Below are 20,394 nucleotides of genomic sequence, written 5' to 3'. Positions count from 1 at the left end.
GCCAACCGCAGGCGATCCTTTCGAAGGCAGGACGCCCGACGAGATCGGCGCGCCGCCTGGTCCGGTGATGCCGCCAAGACGGCATCGACGTTTCAACGGTCGACGACGGGTTTCAACACGTCCGTGCACCATTGCCGGAAGGTCGTCGGCGTCGTGTTGTCCGGCGTGCGGACGACGAAGGTGTCGAGCCCTTCCGCCTTGGCCGACATCATGTCGGCATAGCCCTCCTCCACCGCCGGAGACACGCCGCGCTGTGCGAGCGAGGCGCGCAGGTCGTCGATCGCCAACTCGCGAAACGCAATGGGCTTGCCCAGCACGTCCGACATGATCCGAGCCAGATCGACCGGGGACAGGTCCTCCGGTCCGAGGACCGCCTGCTCGCCCTGTCCGGTCCATGTCGGATCGCGGAGGAGCCTCACGGCCATGTCGGCGATGTCGCGTGTCGCACAGGTCGGCGCCTTCAAATCGCCCGGGCCCGGCCAGTGAAATTCGCCCCGCTCGCGGATCGCCGAGGCCTGTCGCAGCATGTTGTCCATGAAGGACGGCATGACGAGCGCGCGGTAGGCGACGCCGGTTGACGCGATCAGATCGTCCATGGCGAGTGAGGCCGTGACGAGCCCTGCCCTGTCAGCCAGCGGCGTGCCGCGCCCCAGCGCCGAGATCCCGACGACGTTGGCGACGCCGTGCCGCCGAATGGCCTCGCAGGCGGGACGCGCGAAGCCCACGTAGACGTCGTCGAGATGACGCGCCTGCATGTTGGAGGGCGGCAGCCAGAACACGGCCCGTGCCCCCTCGAAGGCGCGGTCCACGACGTCCGCGTCGCCGTGCGAGCCTGCGACCACCTCCACGCGCGCCTGCAATCCGGACGGGATGCGGCCGGGATCGCGCGCGACGAGGCGCACGCGCTCCCCGGCAGTGACGAGTGTCTTCAAAACCTGGCTGCCAATGGCACCGGTCGGCGTTGTGACGACGATCATGACGTCCACCCTTCCCCTGGCCGACCTGCGCGGCCTTCGGAAATGGTGTACCGCTCTCACACCGGACGCTCCATGCGAGAGCGTCCAGTCTTTCGTCGAGATCGTCCAACATGCTCTCCGATCCGCTGTCCGAGGTCCTGTCTCTCCTGAAGCCGCAAAGCTCGGTGTCGGCCGGGTTCGAAGCAGGGGGCGACTGGGCGGTGCGCTTCGAGGATCCGATGGCGCGCATCAAGTGCTACGCGGTCACGCGGGGCTCGTGCTGGCTGAGCGTCGACGGGTTGACGGAGCCCGTCCGCATCGAGGCGGGCGAGTGCTTCGTCCTGCCGAGGGGGCGTCCGTTCCGCCTCGGGAGCGATCTCGTTACCATTCCCGTCGATGCGGACACGATCTTCCCGCCGCGGGTCGCGGGCGACGTCGTGACGCTGAACGGGGGCGGCTCGTTCGCCCTGGTCGGCAGCCGCTTTGCCATCGAGGGGCGGCTGGCATCGCTTGTTCTCGACGGGCTTCCGGCTCTCGTGCACGTCAGCGGTGCGACGGATCGGGCGGTGCTGCTCTGGCTCGTCGAACAGATGCGGCGCGAGGTGCGCGATCGAAAGGCGGGCGGGGCGCTGGTCGCCCAGCATCTCGCGCACATGATGCTCGTCCAGGCCCTGCGCCTGCATCTGGACGATGCGGCCACAAGCGGCACGGGATGGTACTTCGCCCTCGGCGATCCGCAGCTTGCGGCCGCGATCGAGGCCCTCCACGCCGATCCCGCCCGTCGCTGGACGCTGAGGGACCTCGGGCGGATCGCCGGGATGTCGCGGTCTGCCTTCGCACTCGCCTTTCGCAAGCGGGTCGGAGAGACGCCGATCGGCTATCTCCAGCGTTGGCGGATGCTTTTGGCCGCCGAGCGCCTGAAGCAAGGAGCCGCGGTGTCGGCGATCGCGTCGGGGCTCGGCTACGAGTCTGAAAGCGCCTTCAGCAACGCGTTCAAACGCACCATGGGCTGCACGCCGCGCTCCTTCAGAACCGGCGCGTAGCCAGGACGTTCGCTGCCGTCCGCATCTGGAGCAATGCGGAACAAGCCCGCTCTCTAGTTCAGGCGGCTTTGCCGCAAGTCGCCGGACCGCTCGAGAAGGGGATAGACGGTCGTCGCGATGTGGCTTCCGATCCTCTTCAGCTCGCGCACAACGTCCAGATACAGGCTGCCGAGCGCGCGCTCGTCGGAGTTGCCCGAGAGGACCTGCTGCAGCTGATGCTCGTTTGCGAGCCGCTCCACCTGCCGGAACTGCTCCTTTTCGGCAACGAGACGTCGCGCGGCGCCGATGTCACCGTTCATGAGAACGCTGATCGCCAACGTCAGGTGATCGATGAGCTTCTCATGCAGTTCCTGCACGTTGATCATCGCCTCGTCTGAGAGCAGCAGGCGGTTCTCGCTACACCGAGCTGCGATCGTCAGAAGGTTGGTTTCGACGATATCCCCGACGTGCTCCATGTTGACCGCGAAGTCGAGCACTTCCTGGAGCCGCTGCACTTCCCCCTCCGTCAGATCGTGCTGACTGACGGAAGCCAGATACTGTCGCAGGGCCCGATACAGGCTGTCGATCGTGTCGTCCGTCTTTCGGATTTCGCCGAGACGCGTGACGTCTCCCGTCTGGAACACCTCCTTGGAACCCTTGAGCATGAATTGCGCGACATCCGCCATGCGCAAGGCTTCGCGAGACGCATTGACGAGCGCGAGACTGGGAACGGAGATTTCGCTGGGATCGAGATAGCGCGGTGCGTCCGCCGGCTCCTTCACCGCAGCCGGCAAGGCGCGTTCCAACAGCTGGCCTATGACGGGCAGGAACCCGATCGACAAGGCGGCCATGACGAGATTGAAAGCGAGGTGAAAATTGGGGGCGATGCGCTCAGGCGAGTAACCGAGCCATTCGAACCCGTCGGTGATGGGGTCAAGCAGCAGCATGGCGATGACGCAGCCGACCAAACGGTTCAGGAAGTTTGCCACCGGCACGCGCAGGGCCGCGGGATCCCCGCGGTCCCCTTCGAGAAGCGGATTGATCGAACTTCCGAGATTGGCGCCGAGCACCATGGCGACGACCGTTTCCGGGCCGAGCACGCCCGTCTGTGCCAGCGACATGATGAAGAGCACGGCGCCGGCGCTCGAGTGAGCAGCCCAGGTGAAGAGGCCAGCGATGAGAAGCGCCAGAAGGCGGTCCTGGACGATCAGGCCGATCACCTCGCGCACCGCCGGGATCGAGCCCAAGGGCGTCACGGTCTCGGACAGGAGCTCCAGCGACAGAAGGATGGTGCCGAGCCCCAGGCAGATCCGACCGATCTCCTTGGTACGCATGGCATGGCGGCGCTGCAGCACGTAGCCGGCCAGGAGCAGCAGCGGGAACACCAGCGCGATGTCGAAGGACAGGGCCTGCACGATCAGGGCCGTGCCGATGTTCGCCCCCAGCATCACGGCCATGGCGGGAACGAGAGCGACGAGCCCGGAGGCGGAGAAGCTGGCGACCATCATCGCCGTCGCCGTGCTGCTCTGGAGCGCCGCCGTCACGACCGCGCCGCCGACAAGCGCCTTCAACGGACGGTTCAGACCCGTTGCGAGGAGTTCGCGGAGCGAGGGCCCGAATGCCACATGGACGCCCGTGCTGACGAGCCGGATGCCCCAAAGCAAGAGTGCGATATCACCTAGAAGACTGATGAGAACATGCGTACTCGTCATGCCTACGCTCCTTGCGCGCTCCCTCTCAGACTCTCCCCTCCTCGATCTCGAAGGCGACCCTGCGCCCTTCGGCCTCGCCCGACAACGCGTGGAGAACCGAAACCGAAAGCGGCGTTTCGCCGAACCAGTTGAGGCGGTTGATCGTCACGAACCCTGCGTCCACCGCCTCGTTGTCGTCGCCGGCCGACGATCGGTGGGAGCGGCCCCGGGGAACGCGCAGGAGCGTTACGTCCCCCTCCCCGCCGACGACTTCGGCACGCCCGCCGATCTTGTCGCGCCCGATCCGCGGCTGGCGCAACGGCGCGGGCAGCGCGGTGGGAAGATTGACGCTGAAGTAGTGACCCTCCAGCATCGTCTCGCGCGGGGGCGCCAGGAGGCGCGACACGAGACCTGCGATCCAGCCGACGTCTTCCTCGCGGGCGTCCGCATCCTTCACTCGCGAGAAGCCGATCGCCGGAACGCCCCAGAAGCTCGCCTCCCGCGCGATGCCGAGGGTTCCCGAATAGACCAGGTCTTCGGCCACGTTGCGCCCGTCGTTGATGCCGGACAGGACGAGATCAGGACGGCGCTCGTCGGCGAAGACCCAAGTCATCGCGGTGACCACGCAATCGGCCGGCGTGCCCGAGCAGGAGAAGCGTCGAGGGCCCCTCTGATGCATGCTCAGGTCGCGGGCGATGGTGATCGCCCCGCTTCCAGCCGTCCGCTTGCCGTCTGGCGCGACCACCCAGACATCGTCAGACAGGCGGTTCGCCACGGCCTCGAGGACGGCGAGGCCCGGTGCGTCGATCCCGTCGTCGTTGCAAACGAGGATTCTCATAGGATGGCTCCGTGCGACAGGGTGAGGCTCTGTCCCGTGCGAAAATCGGGGCGCAGCGTCGGAACGTGCGATGCGAGCTGGACGAGCTGGTCCGCGACGCAGGAATGCCCCAGCACCGGCGGGCGTCCCGCCTCGTCCCAGATCCGCAGGTTTCCGCCGAGCGTGGGATGGGTGGGAAGGCGGATCCAGTCGGCCCGGCCTTCGTCGTGGAGGCGTTGGCCGATGGTGCCGGACGGAAGATGTCCGGTCAGGACGATCGGCAGCCCGGCCTCGGCATAGCGCGGCAACAGAGTGGCGGACGGGCCGGCAAAGCCCATCCCGTCGTCGGCCAGAAGCGGGCAATCTGGCAGCGGCTCGCCCTCCCGCCATTGCTGCGCGGCGGCGAGCCGCTGGGACAGGGCTCGCGTCGCCTGCGCATGCAGCATCGTTCCCGCCGCGATCTGCCCTTCCAATGCGCCGCGCATGCTGGCCTCGATCGCGAACGGCCCCTTGATCAGAGCGATCAACTCGAGCGAGCGACCATGCAGGGGTGTCGGCAGAAGGCTGGTGCCGGGATGCCGGGCTATCCACTCCGAGACCGCCCGAGACCTTTCGGTCGGCGAAATCGGATCGGCGCCATAGGACGCGTCGAGCAGGAGGAGATCGCAGGGCGGGATCGCGTCCATCACGAACACGTCGCTGTCCGGCAGGACGTCGCCAGCATAGCCGAGGCAGGACCCATCGGCCTCGACCAGGAACCAGGTGCCGCCCGCCACATGCCCCGAGCGACCAGTGCGGATGGTGACCGCCCCGACGCGCAGCGTGTCGCCGGGGCGGAACAGCTCGACGCGGCCGCGCGGGATCGGATGGGCGCGCACCTCGGCGGGATCGGCATAGGCACGCAAGGTCCCGGGCGCCTCCTCCAGCGTCTCCGCGGTCATGAAAATCGTGCCGGAAAAGCCTGCCGCCAGAAGCCAGCTCAGGGCGCCCACATGGTCTTCGTGGGCATGGGTCAGGAACAGGGCGTCGAAAGCGTTCGCCGGCCCCTCGATGGCGGGATAATACTCCCGGCCGGTCGCCCCCACCTTGATGCCGGCATCGAACAGGAGACGCAGACCAGCTGCCGACACGCCGACACAGGTGCGCCCCTTTTCGCCGAAGCCGCCGTGCAGATCGATGCGCATCAGGCCATCTCCGCCGGAATGATCCATCCGGACCGGATGCAAACGTTCGGCCTTGCCCCGTCCGTCAGGTCGATGGAGTCGGGCATGCTCATATGCATGGCCAGATCCGGCCGGCTCGCCGGAGCCATCTCGACGCGCAGGCTTCCGCCCTTGTAGATCGACCGCTTGACCTCCGCCGCGAACCCGCCCCCCGCCTCGTCGGAGAAGGCGAGGTCGTCGGAGCGGCAGCAAAGGGTCGCGTCGGCCCTCGGACGCTCGCCCTTCCGGCAGCGCACGACCACCTCCTGCCCCAGAACGCGGGCGCGGCAACGGCCCGCCTCCTCCGCCGTGAGGATGTCGGCAGGCAGCAGCATTCCCTGCGAGATGAAGGCGGCGACCATCGCGTTGGCCGGCTCGTGGTAGAGGGTGCGCGGGGTTGCCAGCTGGATCAGCCGCCCGTGATCCATGACCGCGATGCGGTCAGCCAAAGCCATCGCCTCGGCTTGGTCATGGGTGATGTAGACGATCGTCGTGCCCGTCCGCTTGTGGAAGTCGGCAAATTCGTCCTCCATCGATGCGCGGAGGTGGACGTCCAGATTGGCCAAGGGCTCGTCGAATAGGACAAGCGAGGGCGCGGCGACGAGCGCCCGTGCCAACGCGACCCGCTGCCGCTGGCCGCCCGACAGGTTGGCGGGCCGCCGGTCCTCCAGCCCCGTGAGGTTGACGAGCGCCAGCGCGTCGGCGACGCGCCGGTCGCGGCTGGCCCGGTCGACCTTGGCCACGCGAAGGGCATAGCCGACATTCTCCGCCACGCTCATGTGCGGCCATAGGGCATAGTTCTGGAACACGATTCCGACCCGTCGGCGCTCGGGTGAGACGTGGATGCCGGCGTCCGAGACCACCGTGTCGCCGATCGTCAGCCGTCCGGTCGTGACCGGCTCGAACCCCGCGATCATGCGCAGCAGCGTGGTCTTGCCGCAGCCGGAAGGGCCGAGGACCGCGATGAACTCGCCGTCCCGCACATCGAGCGAGACATCGGAGACCACCTGCAGATCGCCGAAGGACTTGCCGATCCGCTCGGCCGTCAGTCGCGCCATGGGAGAACTCCTGTTGGAAGACGATGGGCAAGGACGTTGGAGGCGAGCATGATGGCGAAGGTGACCATCACGACGATCATCGAGATCGCGGCGGCGTAGCTGGAATCGCCGCCCTGCTCGAAGGAGAAGATCACGACGCCGATCGTCTCCGAGCCCGACGCCCACAGGAGAGCCGACACGGTCAGTTCGCTGAGCGCGGTCATGAAGATCAGGATGCCGCCGGCTATGGCCGCAGGCGCGATCAGCGGGAAGATGATCGTCCGCAGCCGGTAGACGAAGCTCGCACCGACGACCTGGGCTGCTTCTTCCAGCGAGCGGTCGAGCTGCTGGTATCCGCTGACGGTCGGGCGCAGGGCCAGAACCAGGAAGCGGGCGAGATAGGCGTAGAGGATGATCCAGATCGTGTTGTAGATGCGCAGATCGAGAAGCGGGATCGGGCGCAAGAAGAGAAGGAGTGCCGCGATCGCGAGGACCACGCCCGGCAGGGCATAGGGCAGTTCGGCCGCAAGGGTGAGCGCCTGCGTCCACCACCGCCGACGCCACGTGATGAGATAGCCGAAGGGCACCGCGACGAACACGGCGAAGACGGCGGTCGCCGTGGCCAGCATAAGGCTGTTGGCAAAGGCGCTCTTGGCCGCGACATGTTCGAACAGGACGAAGCGGTAGTTGTCGAGCGTGACGGTGGCGAGGCCGAGGGGAATGCCGTAGCCCGGAACGAGCGAGGTCAACGTCAGGCCGACCAGCGGCAGGACGAGAACCACCAGGATCAGGAGCCCCATGCCGGCCTCGACGAAGGGGCGGGCCTTTCCGAGCTCGAAGGGTTCGATCGGTAGAGAGGTGGACGTGATGCGGTAGTCGCGCCGGCGACTGAACACGTCCTGGGCGACGATGCCGGCCATGGCCACGACGCCGATCAGCACCGACAGGAAGGCGACCTCGGACAGCACTGCCGGCCCGGCGCCCGCGAGCTTCTGGTAGATGAGTGTCGGCAGCACGTAATAGTTGGCGGGAATGCCGAGGAAGGCCGGGATGCCGAAGTTTCCGACGCAGGAGACAAAGGCCAGGGCCGAGGCGGCGATGATGGCTGGTGTCAGAAGCGGAAGAACGACCGTGCGCACGACGGTCATGCGCCCGGCGCCGCCCGCAAGCGCCGCCTCGAGCAGTTCGCGTGGCATCTTGCGCATGCCGGCACGCACCATCAGGAAAACGAGCGGCCCATACTGGACGCCGAGCAGCAGCACGATGCCCTCGGGCGAATAGAGCGGGTTGCGGCTACCGAGCGGCGGAGCGAGACCGAGCAGCTTGAGAAGCGGGCTCGCCGGGCCGGCGATCTGCAGCCAGGCGAGCGCGGTGACCTGTGGCGCGACCATCAGTGGCGCCACGAAGCAAAGGACGAAGACGCTCCGCCACCGCACGTCGTAAAGCGACACGAGAAGCGCCACCGACGTTCCGAGAAGGACCGACAGGACCGTTCCCCCGACCCCGACGATGACCGTGTTGCGGAAGGCAGTCCAGGTTGCGGGGCTTGCCAGTCCCGCCGCGATCGTCGCGGAGGAAAGTTGGCCTCCCGGAGCCACGACCTCGAGGAGAAGCCGTCCCATCGGCAAGAGGGACAGGACGACGAGAAGCGTGAGGATGGCCGGCAGGAGCACGGCCTCTCCGCGAAGGCGAGCGAACATGACGCACCTGTTTCCGCGTCAGTTTCCGAACAGGGTCGAGAAGGCCTGCTTGTCCTTCTCGGTCCGCTCGACGACCGTCTTGATGTCGATCGGCATGACATTGACCTTCACGCCTTCGGGGAGCCAGGCCGGTCGGCCAACGGAGGCGCGTGCGGGCAAATAGCCTTGTTCCAGGGCGAGCTTCTGACCGGCGTCCGACAGGATGTAGTCGACGAAGAGCTTGGCGCCCTTCTCGTCCTTCGCAGTGGACAGGATCGCCACCGGCTCCGTGACGGCGGGAACGCCTTCGTCCGGGAAGACGAACTCGATCGGGGATCCCTTGGCCTTGGCGTTCATCGCCATGAAGTCGACGAGGATGCCGTATGGCTTCTCGCCGGTGGCGACCGACTTGAGGACAGCGCCGTTGCCGCGAACGGCCGACACCTCGTTCGCCTTCAGCTGCTCGAAATAGGACCAGCCGAGATCCTTGTCCGCCGAGAAGCCGGAGAGGAGATAGGCCGCGGCGCCGGAATAGAGCGGGCTCGGCATGACGACCATGCCCTTGTAGGCAGGGTTCTCGAGGTCGCGCCAATGCGCCGGCTTCTCGGCGGCACCGGTGTTGTAGGCGATGCCGGTGGTGATGAGCTTGGAGCCGAAGTAGAACTTATCCTTGTCGTAGGTTGCCGGCTCGAAGCCCGACAGGTCGGCTTCGGGATAGGCGGCCAGTCTGCCCTGCCCCTTCAGCACCTCCATGCTGAGGGCGTCCGCGATCAGGAGGACGTCGGGCTGAGGCGCGCCAGAGGCGAACTCGGCTGCGAGCTTGGCAAGCACATCGCTGGTTCCCGAGCGATAGACCTGAACCTCAGTGTCGGGGTGCAACGCCTGGAAGCCGGCGACCGTGCGCGCCGCATCGGCTTCCGGCTGCGACGTGTAGAGGGTGAGGGCCTGGGCGCCTGTCGCCGCGATGGTGAGCGCCGAAGCGAGCGCCAACGGCGCCGTAAGCTTCCCGAGTGAAAGGGACATGCGGATTCCTCCCGATGGACAGCTTGGATTGCGGGGCCTCCTCGCCCAGCAGGACGCTGCAGTCACCACGGAGGGAACCGAGGAATTGTGCGCGTCTTCGGCGAACATGCTTGTTCATTTGTTTCGTGTCAACTACAATTGAACACGGCTAGCGAGCCACGAATCGTGGCACCTCCTGCAAAAGGCCTCAGACATGAAAGACCGGCAGCCCGATAGCAGAACGGTCCAGTCGGCACCTCGGAATGGGGGGAATTCATCCGATCTCGAGATCAAGATCGCGTGGATGTACTACATCGAGAAGTTCACGCAGGAAGAGATCGCGGAGCGGTTCGGCCTTTCGCGGGTCAAGGTCATGCGTATCCTGTCGGCCTGTGCGGCCGACGGCGTCGTCGTGACGAGGATCAACCGGCCTGCCGGTGCACAGATCCGCCAAGAACGAGCGCTGGAAGCGCGGTTCGGCCTGTCAGCCGCGATCGTCGTGCCGACGCCCGAACGAGACCAGAACGTGGAGCGTGCGATCGGTCACGCCGTCGCGAACTATCTCGACGCGTCGATGGTGAACGGGACGAAGCTTGCCGTGGGCGGAGGCGCGACGCTCTACGGATCCCTCGAGTTCATCTCCCGCCGGCCACTGGAGACCGGATGCGTCATCGGCCTTGTCGGCAACCTGCCCCATTCCCGATGGATCAATCCATCGATCGTCGCAGCACGTCTGGCGGATGCATTCGGGATCGAAAGCTACCAGATCACCGCACCTGTAGTGGTAGACAGCCCGGATCTGCGCGACCTTCTTTGGCAACAGCAGGCGCTACGCCTCGTGCGTGATCTCGCGCTGGAAGCCGACATCGCTCTTTTGACTGTCGGCGACCTGTCGCGAGACGCCACGATCTTCCGTCACGAGATTGTCTCGCCCGACCTCATCGCCCCCCTCAAGCGCAAGGGGGCGGTGGCGAACGTCCTCTGCCATTTTATCGACGAGAAGGGAGCGCTCGTGGATCATCCGATCAATCGCCGTGTCGTCGCGATCGATCTCGTCGATCTCAATCGATGCAAGGAAGTCGTGCTGGCGGCTGGTGGCCCTCAGAAGGTCGACGCCATCAAGGCCGCCTTGAAGGCCGTGAACGTAACGAAGCTCATCACGGACCAGCGCACCGCGGACCTCTTGATAGGGACGCTCGGTCAAGGGTGATCGGCACGGTCCTGGACGACGACCAACGAATTACTGAGGAGGAGAGTCCCATGCCCGCCAGCTATCGCGACTTGTTTAGAGGTCATTCCCTCGTGAACCCGCCGCGTCGCCTTCGCATCCTCGCCGAACGGGTCCGCTCCCACGCGGTCGACGATCGCACGAGGGTCGAGGATCTATCGTCGGATCTGCGGACCCTGGGTCACGCGGACATGGCAAGCTTCTGCGACGAGCAAACCATCCCGCACGAGACTGCCGAGTATTGGAACTGCTTCGGAGTTCCCCCCGAGGTTGCAATACTCATTCGAAACATGGCCAGGAACAGGCGCGAATTGCGCAAGGCTGCGGACGATTTCGACAAATGGAACCACGTTGGAATAAGCGACTACTTGTTGGACAAGAAATTCATCGGGGAGCGCTGAAATCGCTCCGGGAACGCACTGGAGCGAGAACGCGACACAAACTGCATCGTCGCTCACCGGCCTGGATTTCGCAGAAATGGCCGGACAACCGCGCAATCCAACTGCTGTCGGCGCCGAGCCACACCCGGTAGGATCCGGGCGAAGGAAGGCAGGCTCGCTATGAAGGAAGGCCGCTTTTCCCATCAGATCGCCGCAGTGCCGATCGACCTCGACGAGCAGAGGTGCGCCGAAGTCTGCCTCGTCACATCGCGCAGTACGGGCCGTTGGATCATCCCAAAGGGATGGCCGATGAAGGGACTGCTCGACGCCGAAGCTGCCGGAATCGAGGCGAAGGAGGAAGCCGGCATCGTTGGCGCGGTCTTTCCATCCCCTGTGGGTTCTTACACGTACTGGCGCCGAACCCGCGTGGACTTTCGGCTCACGCGGGTCGATGTCTATGCTTTGAGGGTCAAGCGACGGAAGAAACGTTGGAAGGAGCGGGACCAGCGCAGTGTCGCGTGGGTCTCGCTGCTCGATGCAGCCGATCTGGTTCTAGAGCCGGAGCTGAGCACGCTTCTCGCGAACCTCCCGGCCAACGGCCCAGTCTGTACCTTTCTCGGGCAAGGCGGAAGCATTCAGTTCTGATCAGAGCAGCCGATCCGCTCAGAGCCTCAGCAGGCGCTGCGCGTTCCCGCCGAGGATTTGATTGATCCCTTCATTCGACAGGACTGGCGATGCTTCCACGATGTCGACGGGTCTCTCGACCCCCATATCGAAGCAATAGTCACTCCCCAGCATGACCCGATCGGCGCCCACGAGGCGGATCAGATAGTCCAAAGCGCCTTCGTCATGCGCGATCGTGTCGTAGTGGAACCGCTGGAGATAGCTTGCCGGCGACGCTGCCAGGTGCGCGAGTTCGGGCCGCACGCTCGCTCCGTGGGACAGTCGCCCGATCAGGAACGGCAGGGCGCCGCCTGCGTGAGGCAACACGAAGTCCAGGGCGGGGAAACGATCCAGGACGCCGCCGAAGATCAACTTGGCGGCTGCCAGGGTCGTGTCGAAGGGGTTTCCGAGGAGGTTCGACAGGAAGTAGGGTTTCAGCCGGTCCTCCATGCCGATCACTTTCAGCGGATGAAGAAAAACTGGGAGCCGGCATGCTTCGATGGCCTCGTAGACCGGCCATAAGGCGGGATCGGCCAGGTCCATGTCGCCGATATGGGTGCCGAGATAGACGCCGCAGATGCCGGGCGCGTCGGCGATGCGCTCGAGTTCGGCAAGCGCTTCGCCGGCGTGGTGGACCGGGAGCATGGCCAGCCCCAGGAGACGCGTCGGGTGGCGCTCGTGTGCCAGCACCAGCTCGTCGTTGAAACAGGCCGACAGTCGCCGTGCGAGCACCGGCTCGGCCCAGTAGACCATGGGCTGCGTCAGCGAGAGCGCCTGTACGTCGACGCCCTGGGCGTCCATGTCGGCGATCCTGAGGTCGAGATCCGTGAAGCGTGCGGCCAGGGGACCGGCATGCAGCGGTCCGGCGTCGATCACCGGCCCCTTCGGCGTGCGGCGCACGCAGGCCCCGCAGGCGCACCCCTGCGCTTCGATCATGTCGACGAAAGAACCGGGATAGTAGTGCGCGTGGATGTCGATCCGCTTGGCGGCACGCAGGTCGGGATGGCTCATCGGTTCAATCCTGGAAGCGGAAGAAGATCGGGGCGCGAACAGGACGCTCATGCGCTGCGCGCCGCGCCCTCGGAGGCAATGGCCGTTGTGAGAGTGACGGCGGTGTTGCGCAGATGCAGGGCGATCACGGCCTGGGCCTTGGGGACGTCACGTTCGCGGCAGGCGCGCAGGAGCTGCCAATGCTCGTCCTGGGACTGGGCGCGTCCGCCATGATGGAAGTAGGACCGGACGTAGCGCTCGACGTTGGACCGATACTGCGAGATCGTTTCCAGAAGGTGCGGCCACTCGCTCGCGCCGTTCGCCAAGGCATGAAAGCGCCCGTTCAGGGTCATCCACGGGTCGTCTGCCGACGGCTCGCCCAGCAACCCGTCCATCTGGATCAGGACCTCCTCCATCTCGTCGAGGGAGGCGGATTTCAGAAGCGGTACGCCGCGTGACAGAGCCAGTTGCTCCAGCGCGATGCGAACCTCGAACATCTCGACGATCGTCGAGGGGTCCAGCCGAGCCACCTCGACGCCCCGGCGGGGGTAGACCACCACCAGGCCTTCGACCTGCAACTGCTTCAGCGCCTCGCGGACGGGCATCCGGCTCACGCCGAACCGCTCGGCCAACTCGTTCTGGTCGAGACGCTCGCCGGGTGCGAGGCGCCCGTCGGTGATGGCTCCACGAAGGATGCGCAGAACCGCGTCCTTCCGGCTGACCGTTTCCACCAAACCCTGTTCCGCGTCGGATAGGCGCATCGTTCATCCTCATCGTCGGCTGTGCGCAAGGCGCACCCGTGCCGCTTTCGCAGGCATGCCAATTATCAAGGCATGAGCCTATTGATATCCAAAATCTAATATATCATGGTGGCCGTGACAATCGGTTCGTTGACCGGTCGCGACGCTCGCTCACATCGGCGCCCCGCCGCCCTTCCCATATGGAGAGACTGTGATGCCCTTGAATTCGCTTCGCAAACACCGGGCCGTCGCCCGATCGGTCGCGGCAGGCCTCATTGCCCTTCTGATGACTGGCACCGCCGATGCCCAGGATCTGAAGCGCTTCCGCTTCATGTTCCCGGTCGAGAGCGTCAACCAGTTCCACCCGTTCTACATCGCCGACCAGCGCGGCTACTTCCGCGAGGAAGGACTGGCCGTCGAGTTCGCCGATGCCGGGGGCTCCAGCGCGGCGATCCAGCAGGTCATCGCGGGCAATGCCGAGGCCGCCCTGCCTGCGCCGAGCGCCTTTCTGAACGCCGTCGCGCAGGGCTACGATCTCAAGTGGATCTCGTCCTATCAGTACGCCAACATCTTCACGCTTGCCGCGACCGCGGCGTCCGGCATCCACAGCATCGAGGATCTGAAGGGCAAGACGGTCGGCGTGTCCGATCTGTCCGGCGGCGAGGTGCCGCTCGTGCGCGCGGTTCTCGCCGAGGCCGGGCTGGTCGAGGGACGCGACGTGCGCATCCTGCCGGTGGGAGACGGATCGGCCCTGACGCTGAACGCGCTCCAGTCGGGCCAGGTCGACGCCTATTCGTCGAGCCTCTTCGACATCGCGGCCATTCGGGCCAGCGGCGTGGAGATGACGACGATCCTTCCCAAGGAGGCGCAGGACTTTCCGGCCAACGGCATCGTGGTGACGGCCGAAGCGCTGGAGGCCGACCCGGCGATGTTCGAGGGCTTCCTGCGCGCGACCGCGAAGGGCGTGGCGTTCGCAGCGGCCAACGATGCACAGGCCTTCGAAATGGCCAAGGCGATCCGGCCCGAGGAGTTCGAGGTCGACGCCGTCGCCAAGGCGAACTGGGAAGCGGCGCATATCCTCAAGACGCCGCCCGCGTCCCTGGCCGACCAGCCGCTCGGCACGCATTTCGTGCAGGGCTTCCAGGCCTATCACGACTTCCTGCGCCAAGGCACCGAAGAGGAAGGCGGCCTGGCCGCCGACGTCGATCTCACGAAGGCGCTCGACTCCTCCCTGCTCGAGGCGGCGAACCGCTTCGACAAGGCTGCGGTGACCCGGCCGTGAGCGCCGCGGCCCGCTTCTCCGATCCCGAACTGGCCATGACCGACGCCAGCGCCGTGCCGATCCTGTCCTCGCGCGGCCTCGCCAAGACGTTTCGTGTGGGCGGGGCGGACGTCGTCGCTCTACAGGGCGTCGATCTCGACATCCGCCGGGGCGAGTTCGTCTCGTTCGTGGGGCCGAGCGGATGCGGCAAGTCGACGTTCCTCAACATGGTGGCCGGCCTTCTGCCGGCGACCGCCGGCACGGCGCACCTCGCCGGGGATCCGATCCGCGAGCCCTCGCGTCGCGTCGGCTTCATGTTCCAGAGCGCGGTTCTCCTCCCCTGGCGCTCGGTGCTGAGCAACGTCCTGATGCCGGCCGAGGTCTACGGTCTCGATCCCGCGTCGCTTCGGGAGAAGGCTCGGGCCGTGATCGCATCGGTCGGCCTTGCCGGCTTCGAGGATGCCTATCCCCGCCAGCTTTCAGGCGGAATGCAGCAGCGCGTCGCGCTCGCGCGCGTGCTGACCTACGAGCCCGAAGTGCTTCTCATGGACGAGCCGTTCGGGGCGCTCGACGAGTTCACCCGCGAGACCATGAACATCGAACTGATGCGCATCTCGCAGGCTGCAGGCATCACCGTCCTCTTCGTCACCCACAACATCGGGGAAGCCGTCTTCATGGCCGACCGCGTCGTCGTGATGACACCGCGCCCCGGTAAGGTCTCCGGCATCGTCGATGTCGGCCTCGCTCGCCCACGCACGGTCCAGACGATGCGGCAGCCGGCCTATTCCGATCTCGTCTTCGAGGTCCGTCGTCTCCTGGGAGGAAACCATGGCGAGTCTTGAGATGTCGGCGGCCGACATGGCCTTGGCGGTATCCCGCAGCGAGACGCGGCGGTACCGGCTGTATTCGCTCGCCATCGTCGTCGTGCTGCTGATCGCCTGGGAAGCCGCCCCGCGGCTTGGGCTGGTGTCGCCGATCATCCTTCCGGCCTTCTCCAAGGTGATGGCCGCGCTCGTCTCGCTGGTGCACCAGGACTTCTTCCTCGCCCACTTCAGCGTCACGCTGATGGAAATCTTGGTCGGCTTCGTCCTGGGAACGGCGATCGGTCTCCTGCTCGGGACGGCGCTCGCCATCTGGCCGGGCGTGAAGCGCGTCGCCTATCCCTTCGTGGTCGGCTTCCAGGCGGTCCCGAAGATCGTGTTCGCTCCGCTCTTCATCGCCTGGTTCGGGTTCGGCCCGAGCTCCAAGATCGTGATGGCCGTCGTGATCAGCTTCTTTCCCGTGTTGATCAACACGCTGGTCGGCCTGGAAAGCGTGCCGGAAGACGCGCGCAAACTGATGCGCTCGATCCGCGCGACACCGATGCAGACCTTTCGCAAGGTCTCCCTGCCGCATGCCCTTCCCGTCATCTTCGCCGGCGTGAAGGCGGCGCTGACCTTCGCGGTCATCGGTGCCATCGTCGGCGAGTTCGTGGGCGCATCGGAAGGGCTCGGTTATCTCGTCGAACTCTACAACCACCAGCTTCGCATCGACCGGGTCTTCGCGGTCGTGGTGGTCCTCGCAGGCCTTGGGGCCGGCGGATACTTCCTGCTCGAATGGCTGGATCGACGCCTGATCTTCTGGCGGCCGGACGACGCCAAGTGAGGGGCCTGTCGTGAGCGATGCGCCTCACCCTCCCTCGCCATCGAGCCAGGTGCCGGGCAAGCCCCATGTCCATATCCTGGTTCTCGGCGGCACCATCACCATGCAGAGGGGAGCGGACGGCGGCATCGTCCCCAGCCTCGATGGCCGCGCTCTCGTCGACGCCTTTCCCGGCCTCGATGAGAGCGCCACGATCGGCGTGTCGACGCCGTTCCTGGTGCCGGGCGCCTCGCTGACCTTGAGCCAGTTGCGCGGCGTCGCGGAGACGATCGATACCATCCTGCGGGACGGGGCAGATGGTGTCGTCGTCGTGCAGGGCACCGACACGATCGAGGAGACGGCGTTCACGCTGGATCTTCTCCATGCCGGTTCGGAGCCGATCGTGGTGACCGGCGCGATGCGGGGCGCGGATCACCTGGGCGCCGACGGCGGCGCGAACCTTTCGGCCTCGATTCGGGTCGCCGGCTCTCCCGGCGCCCGCGACCTCGGCGCGCTCGTCGTTCTCAACGACGAGATCCATGCGGCGGCCTTCGTGCGCAAGACCCACACCGCCTTGCCGTCGGCCTTCGCCTCGCCCGGATCCGGTCCGCTGGGATCGGTCGCGGATGGCCGCGTGCGGTTGCGCCTGACGCCGTCACCTGGCCGGCCGTACCGGATCGACCCGGCCGTGGCGCCCGCTCCCGTCGCCATCGTCAAGGCGATGCTGGACGACGACGCCCGGATCGTCGCGGCGTGCAGGACGCTCGCCTATCGCGCGATCGTGGTGGAGGCGATGGGCGCGGGACACGTGCCGCGTTCCTTCGTGGAACCATTGCGGGAGGCAGCCGAAACCATGCCGGTCGTCCTGGCGACCCGGGTCGGCGCCGGTCCCGTCTTCACGAGCACCTACGGGTTTCCCGGCTCGGAGATCGACCTCGTCGCCCGGGGCCTCGTGCCCGCGGGCTTCCTGTCACCCGAGAAGGCACGGTTGCTCCTGGCGTTCCTGGTCGGCCGCGGTGCCGACCGCGCCGAGATCGCCGCCGCCTTCGCCGCCTTCTCATGACCGCTGCTTCGGAGACCACGATGAACGACGTCCCCATCGATGCCGATCGCATTCGAGGCCGCCTGCCATACCGCCCGATCGTCGGCCGGCCGCCGCTGAAGTTGCCCGGCGACGCCCGCGTGGCGGTGTGGACCATCGTCAACGTCGAGGACTGGTCGCCTGCCGGGCCCATGCCGCGCGCCGTGCTGCCGCCCCCGATGGGCCAGCCGCTGCTGCCCGACATTCCCAACTGGGCCTGGCACGAATACGGGATGCGGGTCGGCTTCTGGCGTTTCCTCGACGTTCTGGAAAAGCGAGGCCTGAAGGCGAGCTTCGCGGTCAACGGCTCGGCCTGCGAGGTCTACGAACCGGCGTGCCGGGCGGCCCACGCGGCGGGCTGGGACTTCATGGGGCACGGCTTCGTCCAGCGCCCGATGCACCGCGTCGAGGATCAGGCGGACGCGATCCGACGCACGATCGACGCCATCCGGGAGATGACGGGGCAGGCGCCCCGGGGCTGGGAAAGTCCGGGGCTGACCGAGACGATGGAAACGCTGGATCTCCTGAAGGAGGCCGGCATCGAATTCGTGTGCGACTGGTGCCTCGACGACCAACCCGTCACGCTCTCGACCCGGAGCGGGCCGATCGTCTCCGTTCCCTACACGGTGGAAATCAACGACGTCGCCATATCGGCCGTCCAGGGCCATCGATCCGACGAGATCTACCGACGCGGCGTCGACCAGTTCGACCGCCTCTATCTCGAGGGAGCGACAATCCCGCGCGTCATGGCGATCTCGATCCATCCCTATCTCACGGGCGCACCACACCGCATCAAGTATCTCGAAATGCTGTACGACCACATCCTCGCCCACGATGGCGTCGTCCTTTGGACAGGCTCCCAGATCCTGGACTGGTACAAGGAACAGACAACGATCTAAGCGTGCGATGGGCGGAAGGCGGGCCGACGCCTTACGGTTCGATCGGATAGAAAGCTGCGGTTCCGCTGTCGCGCCATCGAGGACGCCCCGCCGTTCTTGCGCTGTTCCAGCAAGCGGACATTCCCTCCAGGAAGGCTACGGGGCTCCCAGGTCGACACCCCCACGGCACGGCTACTAGGCGCGAGTTGCCCGGACATCTAGCGAGTCGCCGGGTGGCGGCGCATCGACCAGAGCCTCCATCGCGGTTCGTACTCTTTGCTTACGCGGAGACGATGCCTCGGGATTTGCGTCGATGATCGCCAAAAGGATCGCGCGGAATGGCGTCCGGCGAGCCGACGCCGTTTTCGAACGCGGCCAGATCGCGGCTACCGTCATCGCCGCGCCAGACGAAGTCGTCCGGCGTTGCATTCGGCAGACCCGCGTCGTCTTTGGCCGGTCACGCAAATGCGCGCGCAGTTCGCCAAGACCTTCCCAACTTGGTCGTTGCGGAAGCAGCTCGCTCGGCACGCCGCGCGCCTCATAAGCCCCCGCGTCGGCGGCAGGTTATCGGACTGCATCAAGCGCTTGAAGGCAGCGCCGCCGCGAGCCCGCATGCGTAACACCGGTCCCGCGACAAGAGCGAAAGCTGGAGCAGCATGCTGCGGATGGCAGGCGGGTAGGCCGCGCAGCCCGCCTCGGACCACGTTGCTCACGACGCCAAACCGAACACACGAAGAAGCCCGCTGCGTGCGATCGCAGCGGGCCCCCCATTCCGAACAGCGCAGCTTGGTTACGCGAACGCTCCCCCATCCAGGCTGGTGGCCATGATACCGGTCAGCACGACGACACCGCCGCCCGACAGAGTGAACACTGCGGAGCCGTCGATGTCTTGGACGGAGTAGCTCTGACCTTGGAAGTCCAGTCGGTCGCCCTCCGCCCGATTGAAGTCGACTATGATGTCGTTTCCGGAGGCCTGGGCGAAAAGGAACGTGTCCGCCCCCTCGCCGCCCGTCAGCGTGTCGTTGCCCAGATCACCCCAGATGCGATCGTCGCCCCTGTCGCCGAACACCATGTCGTCGCCCTGGCCGCCGTGGACGAGGTCGTCGCCCTGGCCGCCGTGCACGGTATCGTTCCCTTGGTTGCCCAGAACCGTGTCGTTGCCCTGGTTGCCGTTGACGACGTCGTTGCCGAGGTTTCCTTCGATGTAGTCGTTGCCAAGATTGCCCTCGATGTAGTCGTCGTCCTTGCCGCCGTAGATGGCGTCGTCGTCCTTGCCGCCATAGAGCGTATCGTTGCCCTGGTTGCCGAACAGGAAGTCGGCGCCTTGGTTGCCGAAAACGATATCGTTGCCTTCGCCGGCCGTAATCGTGTCCGCCCCCCCGACCAGAAGTTTGGAACTGCCGAGTCCATCGGACGCCGCCAAGGCAGCAGCGCTGCCAGCCGGGGCATCGCCGGTCAGGATATTGTTCCCTGCGTTACCGGTTATGGCGTTTGGACCATTGTTGCCGGTGGCGTTGATATCTCCGGTGCCTGTCAGGGTGACGTTCTCGATTCCATCGGGGAGCAAGACCGAGAAGGGAGACGACAGGTTGTCGACGCCCGGTGTCGCGAACTGGGCAAGCTGCGAGGCTGATAGCGGCTCTGTCAGGATGATGGTGGTCGAACCGTCCGGGTTCGTGACCACCGTTGTGGGGGGAGAGGGAGGTGGCACTGGCACTTGCGCTTCCACGGCGATAGACAGCGACGCCGCGACGCCGGCGTTGCCCGCAGTGTCGGCATAGGCCCCAGCATCTACTGCGATGCTGCCAGCGCCCGCCTGGGGCGTGAAGACAGCGGTTCGGACCGCCCCACTGCCGCTGAGCGCCCCGAGCGTACCGCCGGATACCGTGATGTCGCTGGCATCGAACGTCGCGCCGGGATCCTCGCTGAACGTGAAGGTGATGGTGGGCGTGTCACCGACTTTCGGGCGAGCGATGCTGCTGGTGATCGCAAGCGTTGGGACGACGCTGTCGACGTCGATGGTGAGATCCCCACTCGCAGCGCTGGTATTGCCAGCCGCATCTTGCGCAGTTGCATGGATCGTATTGGTGCCTTGAGCTAGCGCCGAAGTTGGAACGATCGACCAAGTCCCGCCTATGGCGGTTCCG

General features: G+C 66.1%; 19 protein-coding genes. 9 read left to right on the top strand and 10 right to left on the bottom strand.

The annotated features are described in order from the left end of the window. Positions 1–92 precede the first annotated feature (92 nt). On the bottom strand, positions 93–977 hold the full coding sequence (locus AUL34_RS10785; protein WP_061933723.1) for an NAD(P)H-binding protein: 885 nt from the start codon (positions 975–977) through the stop codon (positions 93–95). Between the two features lie 110 nt (positions 978–1,087). Here AUL34_RS10785 and AUL34_RS10780 point away from each other — a divergent pair, with 110 nt between their 5' ends. Beyond that, positions 1,088–1,999, top strand: coding sequence for an AraC family transcriptional regulator (locus AUL34_RS10780; protein WP_061933722.1), 912 nt, complete (start codon positions 1,088–1,090; stop codon positions 1,997–1,999). Between the two features lie 53 nt (positions 2,000–2,052). On the opposite strand, the gene AUL34_RS10775 is transcribed toward AUL34_RS10780, so the two are convergent. The 6 genes from AUL34_RS10775 to AUL34_RS10750 are packed head-to-tail and all read right to left on the bottom strand — an operon-like array spanning position 2,053 to position 9,427. Beyond that, on the bottom strand, positions 2,053–3,690 hold the full coding sequence (locus AUL34_RS10775) for a Na/Pi cotransporter family protein (RefSeq protein WP_061933721.1): 1,638 nt from the start codon (positions 3,688–3,690) through the stop codon (positions 2,053–2,055). Positions 3,691–3,715: 25 nt separating this feature from the next. Further along, positions 3,716–4,507: a 5'/3'-nucleotidase SurE gene (locus tag AUL34_RS10770; RefSeq protein ID WP_061933720.1), complete on the bottom strand. Its 792-nt coding sequence runs from the start codon at positions 4,505–4,507 to the stop codon at positions 3,716–3,718. After that, on the bottom strand, positions 4,504–5,670 hold the full coding sequence (locus AUL34_RS10765) for an MBL fold metallo-hydrolase (RefSeq protein WP_061933719.1): 1,167 nt from the start codon (positions 5,668–5,670) through the stop codon (positions 4,504–4,506). Before AUL34_RS10765 ends, AUL34_RS10770 begins: the two co-directional genes overlap by 4 nt. Further along, the gene (locus tag AUL34_RS10760; protein WP_061933718.1) at positions 5,670–6,746 is read right to left on the bottom strand and encodes an ABC transporter ATP-binding protein; all 1,077 of its coding nucleotides are present in this window, start codon (positions 6,744–6,746) and stop codon (positions 5,670–5,672) included. Before AUL34_RS10760 ends, AUL34_RS10765 begins: the two co-directional genes overlap by 1 nt. Continuing rightward, the gene (locus tag AUL34_RS10755) at positions 6,734–8,425 is read right to left on the bottom strand and encodes an iron ABC transporter permease (RefSeq protein ID WP_061933717.1); all 1,692 of its coding nucleotides are present in this window, start codon (positions 8,423–8,425) and stop codon (positions 6,734–6,736) included. Before AUL34_RS10755 ends, AUL34_RS10760 begins: the two co-directional genes overlap by 13 nt. An 18-nt stretch (positions 8,426–8,443) precedes the next feature. Further along, on the bottom strand, positions 8,444–9,427 hold the full coding sequence (locus AUL34_RS10750; RefSeq protein ID WP_061933716.1) for an ABC transporter substrate-binding protein: 984 nt from the start codon (positions 9,425–9,427) through the stop codon (positions 8,444–8,446). Positions 9,428–9,710: 283 nt separating this feature from the next. Here AUL34_RS10750 and AUL34_RS10745 point away from each other — a divergent pair, with 283 nt between their 5' ends. The 3 genes from AUL34_RS10745 (at position 9,711) to AUL34_RS10735 (ending at position 11,659) form a co-directional block, all read left to right on the top strand. Further along, positions 9,711–10,616 carry a sugar-binding transcriptional regulator gene (locus AUL34_RS10745; protein WP_244492529.1) on the top strand — a complete coding sequence of 302 codons (906 nt, stop codon included), beginning with the start codon at positions 9,711–9,713 and terminating at the stop codon, positions 10,614–10,616. 50 nt (positions 10,617–10,666) lie between these two features. Further along, positions 10,667–11,035, top strand: a complete 369-nt coding sequence (locus AUL34_RS10740) for a hypothetical protein (protein WP_156420880.1) — start codon at positions 10,667–10,669, stop codon at positions 11,033–11,035. A 159-nt stretch (positions 11,036–11,194) separates the two neighbouring features. Next, on the top strand, positions 11,195–11,659 hold the full coding sequence (locus AUL34_RS10735) for an NUDIX hydrolase (protein WP_061933713.1): 465 nt from the start codon (positions 11,195–11,197) through the stop codon (positions 11,657–11,659). An 18-nt stretch (positions 11,660–11,677) separates the two neighbouring features. Here the strand turns inward: AUL34_RS10735 and AUL34_RS10730 are convergent, their stop codons facing one another. Further along, positions 11,678–12,688 (bottom strand): amidohydrolase family protein, encoded by a 1,011-nt coding sequence (locus AUL34_RS10730; protein ID WP_061933712.1) that lies wholly within the window; start codon positions 12,686–12,688, stop codon positions 11,678–11,680. Between the two features lie 47 nt (positions 12,689–12,735). After that, positions 12,736–13,428 carry a GntR family transcriptional regulator gene (locus AUL34_RS10725; protein ID WP_082653303.1) on the bottom strand — a complete coding sequence of 231 codons (693 nt, stop codon included), beginning with the start codon at positions 13,426–13,428 and terminating at the stop codon, positions 12,736–12,738. 265 nt (positions 13,429–13,693) lie between these two features. Between AUL34_RS10725 and AUL34_RS10720 the strand changes: the two genes are divergently transcribed. The 5 genes from AUL34_RS10720 to AUL34_RS10700 are packed head-to-tail and all read left to right on the top strand — an operon-like array spanning position 13,694 to position 18,268. Further along, positions 13,694–14,689 (top strand): ABC transporter substrate-binding protein, encoded by a 996-nt coding sequence (locus AUL34_RS10720; RefSeq protein ID WP_210168811.1) that lies wholly within the window; start codon positions 13,694–13,696, stop codon positions 14,687–14,689. Beyond that, positions 14,686–15,510 carry an ABC transporter ATP-binding protein gene (locus AUL34_RS10715; RefSeq protein WP_244492527.1) on the top strand — a complete coding sequence of 275 codons (825 nt, stop codon included), beginning with the start codon at positions 14,686–14,688 and terminating at the stop codon, positions 15,508–15,510. The genes AUL34_RS10720 and AUL34_RS10715 overlap by 4 nt, the downstream gene beginning before the upstream one ends. After that, positions 15,497–16,312, top strand: a complete 816-nt coding sequence (locus tag AUL34_RS10710; RefSeq protein ID WP_192845731.1) for an ABC transporter permease — start codon at positions 15,497–15,499, stop codon at positions 16,310–16,312. Before AUL34_RS10715 ends, AUL34_RS10710 begins: the two co-directional genes overlap by 14 nt. 10 nt (positions 16,313–16,322) lie before the next feature. Beyond that, positions 16,323–17,351 carry an asparaginase gene (locus tag AUL34_RS10705; protein ID WP_244492526.1) on the top strand — a complete coding sequence of 343 codons (1,029 nt, stop codon included), beginning with the start codon at positions 16,323–16,325 and terminating at the stop codon, positions 17,349–17,351. Positions 17,352–17,371: 20 nt separating this feature from the next. Continuing rightward, positions 17,372–18,268 (top strand): polysaccharide deacetylase family protein, encoded by an 897-nt coding sequence (locus AUL34_RS10700; RefSeq protein WP_061933893.1) that lies wholly within the window; start codon positions 17,372–17,374, stop codon positions 18,266–18,268. Positions 18,269–19,037: 769 nt separating this feature from the next. Here the strand turns inward: AUL34_RS10700 and AUL34_RS10695 are convergent. Further along, positions 19,038–20,394 (bottom strand): Ig-like domain-containing protein (locus AUL34_RS10695; RefSeq protein WP_244492525.1); only part of this gene is annotated, 1,357 nt, incomplete at its 5' end.

Origin of the sequence: Aureimonas sp. AU22 (assembly GCF_001463745.1) — a bacterium.
In the GTDB taxonomy this organism is placed as follows: domain Bacteria; phylum Pseudomonadota; class Alphaproteobacteria; order Rhizobiales; family Rhizobiaceae; genus Aureimonas.
Note: the sequence above shows the minus strand (reverse complement) of the source record. Positions and strands in the feature narration are given on the sequence as shown.

Excerpts from the sequence above, each read along its gene's own strand:
- AUL34_RS10730 (WP_061933712.1), bottom strand. The coding sequence starts at position 12,688 with ATGAGCCATCCCGACCTGCGTGCCGCCAAGCGGATCGACATCCACGCG.
- AUL34_RS10780 (WP_061933722.1), top strand. The coding sequence starts at position 1,088 with ATGCTCTCCGATCCGCTGTCCGAGGTCCTGTCTCTCCTGAAGCCGCAA.
- AUL34_RS10750 (WP_061933716.1), bottom strand. The coding sequence starts at position 9,427 with ATGTCCCTTTCACTCGGGAAGCTTACGGCGCCGTTGGCGCTCGCTTCG.
- AUL34_RS10735 (WP_061933713.1), top strand. The coding sequence starts at position 11,195 with ATGAAGGAAGGCCGCTTTTCCCATCAGATCGCCGCAGTGCCGATCGAC.
- AUL34_RS10775 (WP_061933721.1), bottom strand. The coding sequence starts at position 3,690 with ATGACGAGTACGCATGTTCTCATCAGTCTTCTAGGTGATATCGCACTC.
- AUL34_RS10745 (WP_244492529.1), top strand. The coding sequence starts at position 9,711 with ATGTACTACATCGAGAAGTTCACGCAGGAAGAGATCGCGGAGCGGTTC.
- AUL34_RS10755 (WP_061933717.1), bottom strand. The coding sequence starts at position 8,425 with ATGTTCGCTCGCCTTCGCGGAGAGGCCGTGCTCCTGCCGGCCATCCTC.
- AUL34_RS10765 (WP_061933719.1), bottom strand. The coding sequence starts at position 5,670 with ATGCGCATCGATCTGCACGGCGGCTTCGGCGAAAAGGGGCGCACCTGT.
- AUL34_RS10770 (WP_061933720.1), bottom strand. The coding sequence starts at position 4,507 with ATGAGAATCCTCGTTTGCAACGACGACGGGATCGACGCACCGGGCCTC.
- AUL34_RS10710 (WP_192845731.1), top strand. The coding sequence starts at position 15,497 with ATGGCGAGTCTTGAGATGTCGGCGGCCGACATGGCCTTGGCGGTATCC.
- AUL34_RS10760 (WP_061933718.1), bottom strand. The coding sequence starts at position 6,746 with ATGGCGCGACTGACGGCCGAGCGGATCGGCAAGTCCTTCGGCGATCTG.
- AUL34_RS10785 (WP_061933723.1), bottom strand. The coding sequence starts at position 977 with ATGATCGTCGTCACAACGCCGACCGGTGCCATTGGCAGCCAGGTTTTG.
- AUL34_RS10700 (WP_061933893.1), top strand. The coding sequence starts at position 17,372 with ATGAACGACGTCCCCATCGATGCCGATCGCATTCGAGGCCGCCTGCCA.
- AUL34_RS10740 (WP_156420880.1), top strand. The coding sequence starts at position 10,667 with ATGCCCGCCAGCTATCGCGACTTGTTTAGAGGTCATTCCCTCGTGAAC.
- AUL34_RS10725 (WP_082653303.1), bottom strand. The coding sequence starts at position 13,428 with ATGCGCCTATCCGACGCGGAACAGGGTTTGGTGGAAACGGTCAGCCGG.
- AUL34_RS10720 (WP_210168811.1), top strand. The coding sequence starts at position 13,694 with ATGACTGGCACCGCCGATGCCCAGGATCTGAAGCGCTTCCGCTTCATG.